Consider the following 15,495-nt stretch of genomic DNA (forward strand, 5'->3'; position numbering starts at 1 on the left):
GGCGCCCTGGCCGCAACCCTTTTGGACGGACCACCGGGATGCTACTGCAACAGATACTCAATGGAACGGTGTCCGGCGCGATCTATGCCCTGTTCGCGCTTGGCTTCACGCTGATCTTCGGCGTGCAGAAACTGCTGAACCTCGCCCATGGCGCGATCTTCATGGCCGGTGCCTTCATCGCCTATTACGCGACGGCGCAGGGGCTGCCCTTCTGGTTCGCGCTGCTGCTGGCGACCATCGCGACCGGGGCGATCTCGGTCGTGGTGGATTTCGTGGCCTTCCGGCAATTGCGCAAGTCGGGCCATGCCGAATTCGCCGCCATCGTCACCTCGATCGGGGTGGACCTGATCCTGATGAACATCGCCCAGCAGGTCTCGAACACCAAGGTGCTGAGCTTTCCCTTCGGCACCTTCCCGGTCAAGTTCTTCAGCTTCTGGGGGATGCGCATCTCGCTGTTGCAGCTGACCATCCTGGGGCTGGTGCTGGTCCTGGTGCTGGCCCTGGCCTATTACATCAACCGCACCAGCTTCGGCCGCCAGGTCCGGGCGGTGTCCAGCAACGAACATGCCTCGGCGCTGCTGGGCATCTCGGCCGCGGCGGTCTATCGCCAGACCTTCTTCATCGCCGGGGCGCTGGCGGGGCTGGCGGGGGTGCTGATCGGCCTGTCCTTCAACTCGATCCACTTCATGATGGGCGAGCCCTTCCTGCTGCAAGCCTTCGTCGTGGTGGTGATCGGCGGGCTGGGCTCGCTTCAGGGCGCGGTGGTCGCGGCGATCCTGATCGGAATCGTGCAGTCGCTGACCATCGCCTATCTGTCCAGCGAACTGTCCACCGCGATCATCTTCGCGCTGCTGTTCGTCACGCTGCTGTTCTTTCCGAACGGCCTGTTCGGACGCGCCGGCAACTATGCAGGAGGAAGCCGCAGATGATGTCCTTTTACTATTCCTATCAGCCGCTCATCGACTTCTTCCTGATCGCGGTCGGGCTGGGCTACAGCCAGCAGCTGGCACTGCGTGCGGGCGTGTTCTCGATCGCGACGGCGGGCTTCTCGGCGCTTGGCGCCTATGCCACGGCGATCCTGGTGACGCGATACGGCGTCCCGGTGCCGGCGGCCATCCTGGTCTCGGCCGTGGTGGGGATGGCGGTCAGCTATGTGCTGTCGGTGCCGCTGGCGCGGCTGCGCGGCGCCTTCCAGGCCATCGCCACGCTGGCCTTCGTGCAGGTGGTGATCGCGCTGCTCTTGTATTTCGAAAGCTTTACCGGCGGCGCCATCGGCATCTCGGGCATCCCGCGGGTGATGAATACCGGCTGGCTGCTGCTGGCGGTGCTGGTCACGATCTACGTGATCTGGTCGATCAACCGCACCTCGGTCGGCCGGGTGTTCAACGCGCTGCGCCAGGACGATTCCGTCGCCGCCTCGCTCGGCGTGCCGATCAAGTCCTATTACGCGCTGGCCTTCGTGCTGTCGGGGCTGATCGGCGCGGTCTTCGGGGCGCTGCGTTCGCTTTACGTCTTCAACATCGAGCCGGTGGATTTCGGCTTTCACGCCATGGTCGCCAGCCTGACCGTGGTGGTGCTGGGCGGGCGCAACACGCTCCTGGGCCCCATCGCCGGGGCGCTGATCATGGCGATCCTGCCCGAACTGGCGCGCCCGCTGGCCGAGAACCGCGGCATCCTGAACGGGGTGATCCTGATCCTGGTCATCACCTTCCTGCCGAACGGCGTGGGCGATGAGCTGGTCTACTGGCTGCGCCGCCGCCTGCGCCGCGCGCCCAAAACCATGTCCAAGCGGAAGGAGGGGGCCGATGTCGTCGCTGCGGATTGAGGACGCCTGCAAGTATTTCGGCGGGCTGAAGGCCGTCGACGGCATCAACATGACCGTCCCCGCCGGCCGGATCACCGGGCTGATCGGCCCGAACGGCGCCGGCAAAAGCACCGTCGTCAACATGATCTCGGGCGTCTACAGCCTGACCAGGGGCGAGGTCTACCTGGACGAGCAACAGCTTACGCGGCTGCATGTGGACGAGGTCGCCCGCTGCGGCATCGCCCGCACCTTCCAGAACATCCGCCTGCTGCCCGAGGAAAGCGTCCTCGACAATGTCGTCATCGGCTATTTCCGCAAGCAGCGCAGCGGGGTCATGTCCAGCCTGATGGGCCTGCCCGCCGCCCTGGCCGAGACCCGCCGCCTGCGCGAGCAGGCCTGGGAGCTGCTGGGCCGCTTCGGCATCCAGAAATATGCCGATTACGAGGCGGGCAGCCTGCCCTATGGCCACCAGCGCCGGGTCGAGATGGCCCGTTCGATCGCCGCGGCGCCGCGCATCGTCATGCTGGACGAGCCCGTGGCCGGCATGAACGAGGTCGAATCCGCCGAAATGGCCGAGATCTTCGAGGATCTGGCGCGTTCGGGCATGGGGCTTTTGCTGATCGAGCATAACGTGGCCTTCGTCTCGCGCCTGTGCAGCCAGGTCTATGTGCTGGATTCCGGCCGCATGATCGCCGAGGGGCCGCCCGAGGCCGTCACCCGCGATCCAAAGGTCATCGAAGCCTATATCGGAGGCAAGGCCGATGCTGCTTGAAGTCAGGAATCTGAGCGTCTCCTACAAGGGCATCCAGGCGCTGCGCGATGTCAGCCTGCATGTGAACCGCGGCGAGATGGTGGCGCTGGTCGGCTCGAACGGAGCGGGGAAATCGACGCTTCTGAACGCGCTGAGCCGGACCGTGGTGCCGCAAAGGGGGCAGGTCGTCTTCGACGGCAAGGATCTGGGCCGCATGGCCGCCTTCCAGGTCTCGCGCCAGGGCCTGCTGCATGTCCCCGAGGGGCGGCAGGTGCTGGCCGACATGTCGGTCTGGGAAAACCTGCAGCTGGGCATGCTGGCCCTGGGCCAGCGGCCGGCGCGATACAGCCTGGAACAGGTCTACGGCATCTTCCCGATCCTGGAGGAGCGCGCCGACCAGATCGCCGGCACGCTCTCGGGCGGCCAGCAGCAGATGCTGGCCATCGGCCGCGCGCTGATGGGCGCGCCGGAAATCCTGCTGCTGGACGAGCCGTCGCTGGGCCTGTCGCCGCTGATGGGCGACCAGGTCTTCGACGCGCTGACCCGGCTCAACCGCGAGGGGCTGACCATCCTGCTGGTCGAGCAGAACGCCTATCGCGCGCTGGAATGCACGCAGCGGGCCTATGTTCTGGATCGCGGCCGGATCGTGATGGAGGGCGCCTCGGACGTGCTGATGCGCGACCAGCGGGTGATCGAAAGCTATCTGGGCGCCTGAGCGGACATGGCTGAGCGCATCCTGACCCTGCACCAGCTCAGCCTGCGCGACACCGATCCGGTGGCGCTGGTCCGGGCCGCCGCCGCGGCGGGCTTTCCCTTCGTCACGGTCTTTCTGCACCCGCCGGCGCCGCAGCTCGACATCTTTCCGCGGCTGCTGCCCGGCGCGCCCACGCGGGCCTTCGTGCAGGCGCTGGGGGCAGAGGGCGTGCAGGTCCACAATGTCGAGGCCCTGCCCTTTTCCGGCCGCACCGATCCCGCCGATTACCTGCCGGTGCTGGACCATGCCGCCGAGATCGGGGCGCGGCGCGCCACCGCGCTGGTCTATGATCGCGACCTGCCCCGCGCCTCGGACCGGCTGTCGCAGACCTGCGACGCGGCAGCCGCGCGCGGCATCGCCCTTTCCATCGAGTTCATGGCGTTTTCCTCGCTGCGCACGGTGGGCGAGGCGGCGGATTTCGTGCGCCAGAGCGGCCACGCGAACCTGAGCCTGCTGGTCGATCCGCTGCACCTGGCGCGCACCGGCGGCAGCCCGGCCCAGCTTGGCGCCCTGGCCGACACCATCGGCGCGCTGCAATTCTGCGACGCGATGCTGGCCCCGCCCGAGGACGCCTTTCGCGAGGCGGTCGAGGATCGCGAGATACCGGGCGAGGGCGAACTGCCGCTGCAAGCCCTGCTGGACGCCACCGATCCCGGCCTGCCGCTGGATGTCGAGGTGCCGATGCTGCGGCTTGAGAAACAGGGGCTGGACCCCATCGCCCGCGCGCAACTGCTGAAACGGGCGCTGCTGCGCTATCGGCTGTGAAGGGCCGGGCCTTCAGCTGCGCCGCACCAGCACGCGGCGGCCGGAAATCCTGACCTCGACCCTGGGCAGGTCGCTGCAAAGCGAGGACATGGCCTTGCCGGTCGAGCAGTCGAAGCGGGCGCCGTGCTTGGGACAGATGACCACGTTGCCTTCCACCTCGCCCTCGGACAGGCGGGCGAAGTTATGCGTGCAATTGCCCGAGAAGGCGACGATCTCGCCGTCGCGGCGGCACAGGATCACCTCGCGCCCGCCCGCGGTGACGAACCAGGGCCCCATGCTCGGCACCTGCATGACCGCACCGACATCGACGAATTCCTCGGCATCGGCGCCAAATCCTCTGGGGATCATTCTCTGCCCTTCCCTTCTTGCGGCAGGTTTCAAGGGAAACGCCGGGCCGGTCAACCGGCCCGGCGCATGGCTCAGGCGCGGCGCTGGTCGAAGCGGCGGCCGATCATGGCGGCGGTGATGTTCACCTTCTGGATGTCCACCGCGCCGCCGGCGATGCCCCAGCCCCAGGAATCCCGCAGCCGGCGTTCCATCGGATATTCCTTGGAATAGCCGTAGCCGCCCATCAGCTGCACGGCATTGCCGGTCACTTCGCGCGAGATCTCGTTGGCAAAGCATTTCGCCAGCGAACTGTCCAGGATCGAGGGCATCCCGTCCTGGGCGTTCTGCGCCGCGCGATGGATCAGAAGCCGCGCCGCATCGACGCGCAGCCGCATTTCGGCCAGCTTGATCTGCACCGCCTGGAAATCGACCAGCGGCCGGCCGAACTGGTGGCGTTCCTGGACATAGCCCAGCACATCCTCGAGCGCGCCGGAAGCCTGGCCCAGCGACATGGTGGCATTGCCGCAGCGCTCCAGGTCGAAGGCTTCCATCAGCCGCTTGAAGCCGCCGCCGGGCACGACGACATTCTCCAGCGGCAGCTCGACATTGTCGAAGAACAGGTCGCTCGACGGCACGCCGCGGAACCCCATCAGCCGCTCTTGCGGGCCGAAGCTGAAGCCGGGCGTGCCCTTTTCCACATAGACCGCACCGATCGAGCCCGCGCCCGGCCTGTCGTCGAAGCGGGCATAGACCAGGTAGCCCTGGGCATGGCCGCCGCCGGAGCACCAGCGCTTCGCGCCGTTCAGCACCACCTTGTCCGATTCGACGCGGGCGCGGGTCTTCAGGTCGGTCAGGGCCGAGCCGGCATCGGGTTCGGACATGCCGATGGCGACGACCTTCTCGCCGCGGCAGACGGCGGGGATCACCCGCGCCTTCAGGCTTTCGGGCGCGAAACGCTCGATGGCGCGCACCGGGCCGACGCAGGATTCGAAGACCGGAAACGCCACGGCCGAGCTGATCTTGGCGAACTCCTCGACGACGAGCAGCGCCTCCAGGTTGCCAAGCCCCATGCCGCCGTATTCCTCGGCCACGTTGATGCCAAGAAAGCCCAGCTCGGCATAGCGCCTGACCCATTCATGCGGGACGGGCTCTGCCTTCTCTTCAAGGTCGCGGGCAAGATCCACCAGCTCGGTGCGGGCGAACTTGCGCGCCGCCTCTTGCAGGTCACGCTGGATCTCGGTCAGCCGGAAATCCATCCTCTCCTCCAAAAATACAGTTTATGCTTTCTTAGTATACGTAAAGGCCATCGTTTGAACATATATAAATTGACACGCCCGCAAGAATCGACCAGTTTCCGGGGGCAAGACGAGCGGGAGAGGGCCATGCAACAAAGCCGCACCGACATCCTGAAGGCCTATCGGCAGATGCGGATGATCCGGGAATTCGAGGAAAGACTGCATATCGAGAATCGCAGCGGCGAGATCGCCGGCTTCACGCATCTGTATGCGGGGCAAGAGGCGATCGCCGTCGGCATCTGCGAGCATCTGACCGACCGCGACTATATCAGTTCGACCCATCGCGGGCATGGCCATTGCATCGCCAAGGGCTGCGACCCGCGGCTGATGATGCACGAGATCTATGGCCGCGCCGACGGGCTGTGCAAGGGCCGCGGCGGCTCGATGCACATCGCCGACATCGACAAGGGGATGCTGGGCGCGAACGGCATCGTCGGCGGCGGCCCGCCCATCGCGGTGGGGGCGGCGCTGGCCTGCCAGGCGCGCGGCGACGGCAGCGTGGCGGTGTCCTTCGGCGGCGGCGGCTCGTCGAACCAGGGCACGGTCTTCGAGGCGATGAACATGGCCGTCGTGCTGAAGCTGCCCAAGATCTTCGTCTTCGAACTGAACGGCTATTCCGAACATACCGGCGAAGGCTATGGCATCGGCTCGGACCTGGCCGGGCGGACGCGAGGCTTCGGCCTGCCGGTCTTCGAGGCGGATGGCTTCGACTATTTCTCGGTCCACCAGGCGATGGCGGATGCGCTGGAGCATGTGCGCGCAGGCAAGGGCCCCTGCGCCCTGATCGCCGAGGCGACGCGCTATTTCGGCCATTTCGAGGGCGATCCGCAGAACTACCGCGCCAAGGACGAGGTCAAGACCCTGCGCGAGACCCAGGACGCCCTGCTGCGTTTCCGCCGGAAAGTCACCGAGGCCAAGCTGATCGAGGCGGCCGAGCTGGATGCCATCGACGCCGAGATCGCGGCCTTCATCGAGGATTGCGTGGCCTCGGCCCGCAAGGCGCCGGCGCCGGGGGTCGAGATCATGCTCTCTGACGTCTATGCCGATTACTAGGACCGCATCATGACCGTGAAGACTATGCGAGAGGCGCTGAACGAGGCGCTGTTTCAGGAGATGCGCCGCGATCCCGGCGTCATCGTCATCGGCGAGGACGTGTCGGGCGGCGCCGGCGGGTCGTCGGGCAGCCGCGATGCGGCCGGCGGCATCTTCGGCGTGACCAAGGGGCTGATGGGCGAGTTCGGCGACCAGCGCGTCATCGACACGCCGATTTCGGAAAGCGCCATCATCGGCCTGGCCAATGGCGCGGCGCTGGCCGGCATGCGCCCGGTGGCCGAGCTGATGTTCGCCGATTTCGTCGGCGTCGCCATGGACCAGATCTATAACCAGATGGCCAAGTTCCGCTATATGTTCGGCGGCAAGGCCAAGGCGCCCATCGTCGTGCGCATGTCCATGGGCGCCGGCATGAACGCCGCCGCACAGCACAGCCAGACCATCTATTCCATGCTTTCGGCCGTGCCGGGGCTGAAGGTGGTGGTGCCGTCGAACCCGGCCGATGCCAAGGGCATGCTGGCCGCGGCGATCCGCGACGACGACCCGGTGATCTTCCTGGAACACAAGGCGCTTTATTCCAGCAAGGGCGAGGTGCCGGACGACGAATACGTGGCGCCGCTGCATGGCGCGAGCCTGGTGCAATCGGGCAAGGATGCGACCGTGGTCACGCTGGGCCGCATGGTCTCCTTTGCCGCAAAGGCGGCGGCGAAGCTGGCCGGGGACGGAATCACCGTCGATCTGATCGACCTGCGTTCCACCTCGCCCATCGACGAAGAGATGATCCTGGAAAGCCTGTCGCTGACCGGGCGGCTGGTGGTCGTGGACGAATCCAACCCGGTCTGCTCGATCGCCTCGGAAATCGCCGCCATCGCGGCCGAGAAAGGCTTCGCCTCGCTGCATGCGCCGGTGGTGCGGGTCACGGCGCCACATACGCCGGTGCCCTTCGCCCGCGAATTGGAGCGCATGTATGTCCCCGGTCCCGACCGGATCGAAGCGGCCATCCGCAAAGCCGTGAAAGGAGAGTGAGCATGGCCCGGATCCACCCCGTCACCCTGCCGAAATGGGGCCTTGAAATGTCCGAGGGCCAGATCTCGCGCTGGATCGTCGCCGAGGGCGACAGCGTCGAGCCGGGCACCGAGCTGGTCGACATCGAGACCGACAAGATCGTCAACACGCTGGACACCGACAGGGGCGGCACCCTGCGCCGCATCCTGGTACCCGAGGGCGAGACCGCCCCGGTCGGCGCGCTGATCGCCGTGCTGGCCGAAGCCGATGCCAGCGAGGCCGAACTGGCCGAATTCATCGCCTCCTATGTGCCCGTCGATGCCTCGTTCGAACCCAAGGACGAGGGACGGGCGGAATCCGCAGGGCCCGAACCCTCCCCCGCCGCCGATGCTCCTGCGGATGCCGGCGCCGCGCCGAAGGCCTCCCCCTTGGCGCGCCGCATCGCCGAGCAGGACGGCATCGACCTGGCCGGGGTCGAGGGTTCGGGCTGGGGTGGCAAGATCAGGAAGGCCGACCTGCCGCCGCGCCCCGCCGCGCTTGCCCCCGACGAGGCGGCAAGGCGGAATGCGGGCGCCCATGCCAGCCCGGTCGGGGTGAATTTCGCCAATGCGCTTGGCTTCGACCTGACCGGGCTGAAGCCCAGCGGCTACCGCGGGCGCATCTCGCTGGCCGATGTGCAGGCAGCGGTCCAGGCGGCCGGCCTGTGGTCGCCGCCAGCGGCCGCGATTCCCGCCGCGCCTGGGGCAGCGCCGGCAACGGCTGCGGCGCAGGGGGTCGAGCAGCCCTTTACCGGGATGCGCAAATCCATCGCCAACGCGCTGCGCCATTCCAAGCAGACCGTGCCGCATTTCTACACCGCCATGGATGTCGAGATGGACGCGCTGATGGCGCTGCGCAGCCAGTTCAACAGCGGGCGCGAGGGCGCGAGAATTTCGGTCAACGACTTCCTGCTGCGCGCCGCCGCCCTGGCCCTGGCGGCCCATCCCGAGGTGAACATCCACGTCTCGGACAGCGGCATCACCCGCTTCGACCAGGTCGATCTGTGCGTCGCGGTCGCCATCGACGCCGGGCTGGTCACGCCGGTGATCCGCAATGCCGCCCAGCGGCCCCTGACCGAGATCTCGGCCGAAGCGGGCCGGCTGATCGCCGCCGCCCGCGACCGCAGCCTGACCGCCGAGGATCTGCGCGGCGGCACCTTCACCCTGTCCAACCTGGGCATGTATGGCGTGCACAGTTTCGATGCGATCATCAACCCGCCCCAGGGCGCGATCCTGGCGGTGGGCGGCCCCCGGCGCGAGGCGCGCGAGACCGCCGATGGCGGGCTGCGTTTCGCCAGCGTCGCGACGCTGACGCTGTCGGCCGATCACCGAGGCATCGACGGCGCGGTCGCCGCGCAGTTCCTGTCCACCCTGAAGGCCCGGATCGAAGCGCCGATGTCGCTGGTGATGTGACGCCGCATCCCGGCGCGGCAAAGGCCCCCTTTCGGGGGCCTTTCCTATTCGGGGACGGGCCAATGCGCCGCGAAGGCATGCGAGGCGTCGTAAAGCTCCAGCAGTTCCACGACATTGCCGTCCGGGTCATGGCCATAGACCGCGTTGAAGGTCGGCCGCGGCAGGGGCGAGGAATGGAACACCACGCCCTTCTGCTGCAGCCGTTCGTATTCGGCGTCCAGATCCTGCACCGCCAGGCAAAGATGCGTCAGCCCGGCCCCGAATAGGCGCTGATGCGGGCTGCGCCGTTCCGGGGCCGGCGCCTCGAACTGGAACAGTTCCAGATAGCAGTTCCGGTGCCGCAGCATCGCCAGCTGGGCGGCCGAACCGCTGGCGCCCAGCAGCGCGTTCTGGACCTCGGCATCGGCGGTCCAGGACTGGCGGTGGACCAGCTCGAACCCCAGCACCTCGGTATAGAAGCCGATCAGCCTTTCGATGTCATGGGTCGAGATCGCCGCGTGATGAACCCCCAGGATCACGCCCGCTGTTCCTCGGGCTGGTAATGCCGCAGCCAGCCGGTCCAGCTGGGCAGCGATTCAGGATAGTCGCCGGGCATCGGCGCCTCGTATCCGCGCTGGCGCAGCGGCGAGGCCAGCGCCTCGGCATAGCTTTGCACCGGGACGTAATACAGGAACTTCAGCAGCCGCGAGGCGAAATACCATTTCCCGTCGCGGCGGCGGTATTCGTCCTCGTAGCGCAGCGAGCCGACCAGCACCTGCTGGTTGCGCACCGCCTCGGCATGGCAGAACACCTCGCCGGTGGCGCGGTCCGGGTCGGCGGGATCGAAGGTGACGACCGTGTCATGGGTCCAGTGGACCGACAGGCCCAGCACCTCGAACCGCTTGCGATACATCTGCATGATGCCCCCGAGCCCCTCGCCCTTCATGCGTCCGTCGGCGGAGCGCACCCAGGAATCCTCGCGAAACAGCGACCGCAACAGGGGCACGTCGCGGTCGTCGCAGGCTTTGCAGTAATGCGAAATCAGCGCCAGGATCTCGGCGCGCGATTCCAGGCGGTCCAGCCGGGTTTCCAGATCGGTCAACTTGTCTCTCCCTTACAGCAGTAAAACTGTTATTGCACACATTGACTCGGTTTTCATTATATAGTTTTATTGTTTGTGTATAAATATATCGCGCAGCCAGTTCGGGATCCGCTGATGACCCTTGACGCGTTCCACCCTCTCAAGGCCTCGGAAAGCACCCCGCCCGCACCGGAGGGCTGGATCGAGCTGCCCTCGCCCGGCGGGTTCTGCGACACCTTCGGCCCCGTGCATGCGACGCGCGACGGGGCGGGGCAATTCGCGGTAGGCTTTCGCTGCGCGGAACGCCACCTGAACCCATCGCGCTATTGCCACGGCGCGGCGCTGGCGGCCTTTACCGACATGCAGGCTTACGGCGTGCAGCATCTGGTCGGCTATGCGGCGGCGGTGGTGCCCACGATCTCGATGAACATCGACTTCCTGTCCATCGTCCACCTCGGCGACTGGGTGCGCGGCGACATCGAGGTGACGCGCAAGACCCGCAACCTGGTCTTTGCCCAGATGCGATGCAGCGTCGGCGACCGGCCGGTGATGAACGCCCGCGCGCTCTTCAAGGTCATGGCGATGGACGCGCTGGCCGACACCACCTATTTCGACCGCATCGGCCCCGAGATCGAGCGCCGCTTCGCGCGCATCGGCCGCTGATGGCAAGCCAGCCCCCCATCCCCGGCAGGCGATACGACCTGACCGCCGCGCTGGACGACCGGGTGCGCGCGCTTTGCGCCGCCCCGCCGCGGCAGGGCGACCTGGCGCATCCGATCCACGCCTACCTGGGCGCGCTGGCGGCAATGCCGGCGCCCATCGGCGATTTCAGCCGCAACCTGGGGCTGGCCTTCGATGCCGGTCCGGTGCTGGGCGAATGCCGGCTGTCCTTTCCCGGCCGGCTGCGGGTTGGCCAAGCCTATGACGCCACGGTCGAGGTTCTGGACCTGACGCGCAAGCCCAGCCGCCGCTTTGGCCAGGCCGACCATCTGGCGCTGGCCATCACGCTGTCGGACCAGGCCAGCCCGGCCAGCGTGCTGCAATTCAGGATGATTACCCCGGTGGTGGCCGATGACTGACAGGCAGGACGAAACCGGCTGGAGCTTCGGCCCGGTCAGCGGCCCCGACATGGCGGAATGGTGCGCGCTTCTGCGCGACGACAACACCATCCACCTGCGGCGCGAGGCCGCCGAGGCGGCGGGCTTCGGCCCCCGGCGCGTCAATCCCGGCCCGGCCAACCTGGCCTATGTCATCAGCGCCGCCATGGCCGCCCATCCGCAGGCCGAGTTCGCCGAGATCGCCGCCTTCTTCGCCGACAACGTCTTCGAGGGCGACCGGCTTGCCGCCCGGCTGACCCCCGAGCCCGGCGGCACACTTTACGCCGAGGGGCGCGCGGCGCCGGTCCTGCGGGTCCAATTCAGCTTCAAGGAGCATGACTGATGTCCGATATCCTGACGGCAAGCGGCACGACGGTCTGGCGCCTGATCGCCGGGCGCGCCCATGACCGGCCCGAGGCGCCGGCGCTGATCGAGGGCGACCGGGTGCTGAGCTATGCCGGGATGATCGCCGCCGCCGACCGCATCGCCGCCGACCTGGCGGCGCGGGGCGTGACGCGGGGCGACCGCGTGGCCGTCCTGTCCGAGAACTGCATCGAATACGGCCTGACGCAGCTGGCCTGCGCCAAGCTGGGGGCAATGGTCGCCTGCCTGAACTGGCGGCTGGTGGCGCCGGAACTGGCCTGGTGCATCGACCTGGTCCAGCCGCGGCTTATGCTTTGCTCGGCCCGCCACCGCGACCTGGCCCGCGCCGCCTGCCCCGACCGCAAGGCCCTGGACCTGCGCAGCCTGGGATGCGAGGGCGAGGCCCCCGACCAGGCCCGGCCCGAGGACGGGTTCATCATCATCTATACCTCGGGCACCACCGGCCGGCCCAAGGCCGCCGTCATCAGCCAGCGGGCGCAGATCGCGCGCATGTGCGCCTTTCGGCTGGACCTGGGGCTCGCGCGCGAGGACGGCTATATCTCATGGGCGCCGATGTTCCACATGGGGGGCACCGAGCATCTGTTCTCGACCCTGCTGATCGGCGGCGCCGTCACCGTGATGGACGGGTTCGACGCCGACCGGATCATCGACACGCTGGAGCAGCAGCGCATCGGCTGGCTGATGATCGTGCCCGCCACCACCGAGCTTCTGCTGGCCCGCCTGCGGACGCGCCGGCCCCGGATCAAGGGCGTGCGGGTGGTCGGAGCCATGGCGGACATGACGCCGGCCGCGGTCATCGACGAGGTGACGCGGCGTCTCGACGCGCCCTATCTCAATTCCTTCGGCGCGACCGAGACCGGGATGCCGCCGCTCTCCGGCGACCTGATCCGGCCCGGAGAGATGCCGCGCAGCCTTGCCAAGAAGCTGAGCGTGCTGACCGAGCTGCGCCTTGTCGGCCCCGACGGCCGCGACGTGGCCCAGGGCGAGACCGGCGAAGCCTGGGTCAGGGGGCCGACGCTTTTCAGCGGCTACTGGAACGCCGACGAGGTCAACCGCGACAATTTCAGCGGCGGCTGGTTCCACATGGGCGACCTGTTCCGCCGCACGCCCGCGGGCTATGAATTCGCCGGGCGCTCGAAATATCTCATCAAGTCCGGGGGCGAGAACATCTATCCGGCCGAGATCGAGCGGGTGATCCTGGCCGATCCGCGCGTCGCCGACGCCATCGTCGTGCGCCGCCCCGATCCGCATTGGGGCGAGGTGCCGGTGGCGGTGGTGGCGCGCTGCGACGACAGCCTGGACGAGGCCGGGGTGATCGCGCTGTGCCGCGCCAGCCTGGCCGGCTACAAGCGCCCCAAGGACGTGGTCTTCGTCCCGGTCGAGCGCTTTCCGCGCAGCACCAGCGGCAAGATCATCCGCGAAGAGGTCGAAACCATGGTGCTGGACGCCACGGCCTGAACGGCCGCGGCGCCCTGCTTCATTCGACGAAACGGCCCGGCGCCTGGTGATAGGCGGGCGGGACCACGGCGACGTCGAGCCCGCTGTCGATCACCAGAACCTGCCCGGTGATGCCGCGGGCCGAGGGACCGGCCAGATAGGCGAAGGCATCGGCGATGTCCTCGGCCGTGCAGACATAGGGGATGGGATTGCGCGCCAAGGCCCGGTCATAGGCCGCCTGCTCGCCACCGCTGAGGCTGCTGGTCATGCCCGTCACCACATTGCCCGGCGCCAGCGCATTCACCCGGATCGCGCGCGGCGCCAGCTCCACCGCGCTCGAGCGCGTCAGCCCCACCACCGCGTGCTTGGCGGCGGTATAGGAATGGTTGGCCCAGGCCCCGACCCCCGCCAGGCTGGCGGTGTTCAGGATCACGCCGCCCTGGTTGCCCATGGCGTTCGCGGCGTGCTTGGTGCCATGGAAAACGCCGCTGACCATGACCTCCAGCACGCGGTTGAAATCCCGTGCCGCGGTCGTTCCGATCGGGCCGATGGCGCCCAGGATGCCGGCGTTGTTGATCATGCAATCCAGCCGGCCGTGACGGTCCAGCGCCGCCTGCACCAGCGCCTCGACCTGGCGCTCGTCGGCCACGTCGCAGGCCAGGGCGGTCGCGCCAAGCTCCTGCGCCAGGGCCTGCACGCCCTCGGGCCGCAGGTCGCCCAGGACCAGCCTCCAGCCGTCGCGGTGAAAGCGGCGGGCGGTCGCCGCGCCCAGCCCCGAGCCCGCGCCGGTGACGACGGCGACCTTGTCCCGCGTGTCATTCATCTTGCAGCAGCGCCTCCAGCTCGCCGATCTGTGCCTCGCTCAGCCGCAATTCGGCGGCCTTCGCATTCGCAATCACCTGTTCGGGCTTGGTCGCCCCGGCCATGACCGAGGCCACGACGGGCCTGGACAGCAGCCAGGCAAAGGCGACCTCGGTCATGGCAAGCCCGTTCTGGTCGCACCAATCGGCGATGCGGTCCACGCAGGCCAGGTTCTCGGGCGTCAGATAGCGGTCGGCCAGCCGCGCGATCTTGCCGAAACGCCCCTCGCCCGTGTCGCCGCCGCGGTATTTGCCGGTCAAGAGCCCCGAGGCCAGCGGGAAATAGGGCAGCAACCCCAGCCCCAGCGCGTTCAGGCAGGGGATCGTCGTCGCCTCGGCCTCGCGCCGGATCAGCGAATATTCCGCCTGGAGCGAGATGAAATGCTGCACACCCAGTTCCCGCGCCAGGTGGTGGGCATGGGCGATTTCCCAATCCGCCATGTTCGAGGTGCCGATATAGCGGACCTTGCCCTGGGCGATCAGCCGGTCCAGCGCGTCCAGCGTCTCCTCGATCGGGGTGGTCGGGTCCGATTCGTGCAGCTGGTAAAGGTCGATCCAGTCGGTGCCCAGCCGGCGCAGGCTGTCCTCGACGCAGCGGATGATATAGGAGCGGTCGGCGCCGCGGCTGCCGTCGGCCATCTGCATGCCGAACTTGGTCGCCACCACGGCCCGGCCGCGCCGCGGGCCCAGCGCGCGGCCCAGGAACTCTTCCGAGCCGCCGGAACGGCCATAGATGTTGGCGGTGTCGAAAAAGGTGATCCCGGCATCCAGCGCCGCATCGACCACGCGGCGCGATTGCGCCTCGTCCGTGGTCCAGTTGAAATTGTTGCAGCCCAGCCCGACCGCCGAGACGGTCAGGCCCGAGCGGCCCAGCTTGCGATAGTCCATGCTTGCACCTTTCTAGAGTTCGCGGATCACGTCGCGCCCGTCCCAGCCCACCGAAGGCAGGCGCATGCGGTCGAACATCTGCCGCCGCTCGGGCTTCAGATCGACCAGTTCGATCATCGGCGCATCGGGATCGGCGGGGTCGCACAGATAGCACATGCGCGACAGGGCCTGGCGGCCCTCGATGGCGCGGACCATGCCGCGCGCCTCGGCCGCCGCCAGCTGCGCGTCGAAATCGTCGCAGAGAAAGCCGAAATGCTGAAGCCCGGCGCCGCGCCTTTCCAGGAAGTCTCGATAGGGCGAGGCTGCGTCGGCCGGCTCGATCAGTTCGATCTGCACCGGGCCGGTATAGCCCATCAGCACCCGCCTGTGGATCTGGACCGAGACCGGCTCGTCCCAGATCTTCAGCACCTGGAACGGGATCGGCACCGGATAGACGAAGAAGGGCCCGACCCCCATGCGCCCGGCCCAGTCATGGGCGGCGGCATCGGCATCGGGGACCACATATCCGTGCTGGAACAGGGTTCCGTAATGGCGGCTCATGCTTTTCCTCCTTGGTGGCGGGTGGTT

19 protein-coding genes are annotated in these 15,495 nt (G+C 67.8%); 12 read left to right on the forward strand and 7 right to left on the reverse strand.

Annotated features, from left to right (window positions below; all coding sequences use genetic code 11):
- Window positions 1-38 precede the first annotated feature (38 nt).
- The 5 genes from FE811_RS08710 to FE811_RS08730 are packed head-to-tail and all read left to right on the forward strand — an operon-like array spanning window position 39 to window position 4,074.
- Window positions 39-929 (forward strand): branched-chain amino acid ABC transporter permease, encoded by an 891-nt coding sequence (locus tag FE811_RS08710; protein ID WP_036757225.1) that lies wholly within the window; start codon window positions 39-41, stop codon window positions 927-929.
- A complete protein-coding gene (locus FE811_RS08715; RefSeq protein ID WP_024844832.1) occupies window positions 926-1,825 on the forward strand; it encodes a branched-chain amino acid ABC transporter permease in 900 nt (299 codons plus the stop codon). Before FE811_RS08710 ends, FE811_RS08715 begins: the two co-directional genes overlap by 4 nt.
- The gene (locus tag FE811_RS08720; protein ID WP_036757227.1) at window positions 1,806-2,576 is read left to right on the forward strand and encodes an ABC transporter ATP-binding protein; all 771 of its coding nucleotides are present in this window, start codon (window positions 1,806-1,808) and stop codon (window positions 2,574-2,576) included. The genes FE811_RS08715 and FE811_RS08720 overlap by 20 nt, the downstream gene beginning before the upstream one ends.
- Window positions 2,566-3,270, forward strand: a complete 705-nt coding sequence (locus tag FE811_RS08725) for an ABC transporter ATP-binding protein (protein WP_036757230.1) — start codon at window positions 2,566-2,568, stop codon at window positions 3,268-3,270. The genes FE811_RS08720 and FE811_RS08725 overlap by 11 nt, the downstream gene beginning before the upstream one ends.
- Window positions 3,271-3,276: 6 nt before the next feature.
- Complete coding sequence (locus FE811_RS08730; protein ID WP_140847210.1) at window positions 3,277-4,074, forward strand: sugar phosphate isomerase/epimerase; 798 nt, start codon at window positions 3,277-3,279, stop codon at window positions 4,072-4,074.
- Between the two features lie 12 nt (window positions 4,075-4,086).
- Here the strand turns inward: FE811_RS08730 and FE811_RS08735 are convergent, their stop codons facing one another.
- Both FE811_RS08735 and FE811_RS08740 read right to left on the reverse strand, forming a co-directional pair.
- On the reverse strand, window positions 4,087-4,422 hold the full coding sequence (locus tag FE811_RS08735; protein WP_074990666.1) for a Rieske 2Fe-2S domain-containing protein: 336 nt from the start codon (window positions 4,420-4,422) through the stop codon (window positions 4,087-4,089).
- Window positions 4,423-4,493: 71 nt separating this feature from the next.
- A complete protein-coding gene (locus tag FE811_RS08740; RefSeq protein ID WP_072463250.1) occupies window positions 4,494-5,657 on the reverse strand; it encodes an acyl-CoA dehydrogenase family protein in 1,164 nt (387 codons plus the stop codon).
- Window positions 5,658-5,783: 126 nt separating this feature from the next.
- Here FE811_RS08740 and FE811_RS08745 point away from each other — a divergent pair, with 126 nt between their 5' ends.
- From FE811_RS08745 to FE811_RS08755, 3 genes are read left to right on the forward strand one after another with little or no spacing between them, the layout of a single operon-like run.
- The gene (locus FE811_RS08745; RefSeq protein WP_072463249.1) at window positions 5,784-6,749 is read left to right on the forward strand and encodes a thiamine pyrophosphate-dependent dehydrogenase E1 component subunit alpha; all 966 of its coding nucleotides are present in this window, start codon (window positions 5,784-5,786) and stop codon (window positions 6,747-6,749) included.
- A 9-nt stretch (window positions 6,750-6,758) separates the two neighbouring features.
- Complete coding sequence (locus FE811_RS08750) at window positions 6,759-7,772, forward strand: alpha-ketoacid dehydrogenase subunit beta (RefSeq protein ID WP_140847213.1); 1,014 nt, start codon at window positions 6,759-6,761, stop codon at window positions 7,770-7,772.
- A gap of 2 nt (window positions 7,773-7,774) precedes the next feature.
- Window positions 7,775-9,202, forward strand: coding sequence for a dihydrolipoamide acetyltransferase family protein (locus FE811_RS08755; RefSeq protein WP_140847216.1), 1,428 nt, complete (start codon window positions 7,775-7,777; stop codon window positions 9,200-9,202).
- A 44-nt stretch (window positions 9,203-9,246) separates the two neighbouring features.
- Here FE811_RS08755 and FE811_RS08760 read toward each other — a convergent pair whose 3' ends face one another.
- Both FE811_RS08760 and FE811_RS08765 read right to left on the reverse strand, forming a co-directional pair.
- A complete protein-coding gene (locus FE811_RS08760) occupies window positions 9,247-9,720 on the reverse strand; it encodes a VOC family protein (RefSeq protein WP_181180838.1) in 474 nt (157 codons plus the stop codon).
- A complete protein-coding gene (locus FE811_RS08765; RefSeq protein WP_036757242.1) occupies window positions 9,717-10,283 on the reverse strand; it encodes a nuclear transport factor 2 family protein in 567 nt (188 codons plus the stop codon). The genes FE811_RS08760 and FE811_RS08765 overlap by 4 nt, the downstream gene beginning before the upstream one ends.
- Before the next feature lie 114 nt (window positions 10,284-10,397).
- On the opposite strand from FE811_RS08765, the gene FE811_RS08770 reads away from it, so the two are divergent.
- The 4 genes from FE811_RS08770 to FE811_RS08785 are packed head-to-tail and all read left to right on the forward strand — an operon-like array spanning window position 10,398 to window position 13,201.
- Entirely contained in the window at window positions 10,398-10,925 is a 528-nt protein-coding gene (locus FE811_RS08770) for a PaaI family thioesterase (RefSeq protein WP_140847221.1), read from the forward strand.
- Complete coding sequence (locus tag FE811_RS08775) at window positions 10,925-11,341, forward strand: hypothetical protein (protein ID WP_140847224.1); 417 nt, start codon at window positions 10,925-10,927, stop codon at window positions 11,339-11,341. Before FE811_RS08770 ends, FE811_RS08775 begins: the two co-directional genes overlap by 1 nt.
- The gene (locus tag FE811_RS08780; protein WP_140847227.1) at window positions 11,334-11,702 is read left to right on the forward strand and encodes a MaoC/PaaZ C-terminal domain-containing protein; all 369 of its coding nucleotides are present in this window, start codon (window positions 11,334-11,336) and stop codon (window positions 11,700-11,702) included. Before FE811_RS08775 ends, FE811_RS08780 begins: the two co-directional genes overlap by 8 nt.
- Entirely contained in the window at window positions 11,702-13,201 is a 1,500-nt protein-coding gene (locus tag FE811_RS08785) for a class I adenylate-forming enzyme family protein (protein WP_140847230.1), read from the forward strand. Before FE811_RS08780 ends, FE811_RS08785 begins: the two co-directional genes overlap by 1 nt.
- A 19-nt stretch (window positions 13,202-13,220) precedes the next feature.
- Here FE811_RS08785 and FE811_RS08790 read toward each other — a convergent pair whose 3' ends face one another.
- Genes FE811_RS08790 through FE811_RS08800 form a run of 3 tightly spaced genes read right to left on the reverse strand, consistent with a single transcriptional unit; the run spans window position 13,221 to window position 15,468 of the window.
- Window positions 13,221-14,003 (reverse strand): SDR family NAD(P)-dependent oxidoreductase, encoded by a 783-nt coding sequence (locus FE811_RS08790; protein WP_140847232.1) that lies wholly within the window; start codon window positions 14,001-14,003, stop codon window positions 13,221-13,223.
- Complete coding sequence (locus tag FE811_RS08795) at window positions 13,996-14,928, reverse strand: aldo/keto reductase (protein ID WP_140847235.1); 933 nt, start codon at window positions 14,926-14,928, stop codon at window positions 13,996-13,998. Before FE811_RS08795 ends, FE811_RS08790 begins: the two co-directional genes overlap by 8 nt.
- Window positions 14,929-14,940: 12 nt before the next feature.
- A complete protein-coding gene (locus tag FE811_RS08800) occupies window positions 14,941-15,468 on the reverse strand; it encodes a VOC family protein (protein ID WP_036757250.1) in 528 nt (175 codons plus the stop codon).
- Between the last annotated feature and the right edge of the window lie 27 nt (window positions 15,469-15,495).

Origin of the sequence: Paracoccus sp. FO-3 (assembly GCF_006386455.1) — a bacterium.
Lineage (GTDB): Bacteria > Pseudomonadota > Alphaproteobacteria > Rhodobacterales > Rhodobacteraceae > Paracoccus > Paracoccus versutus.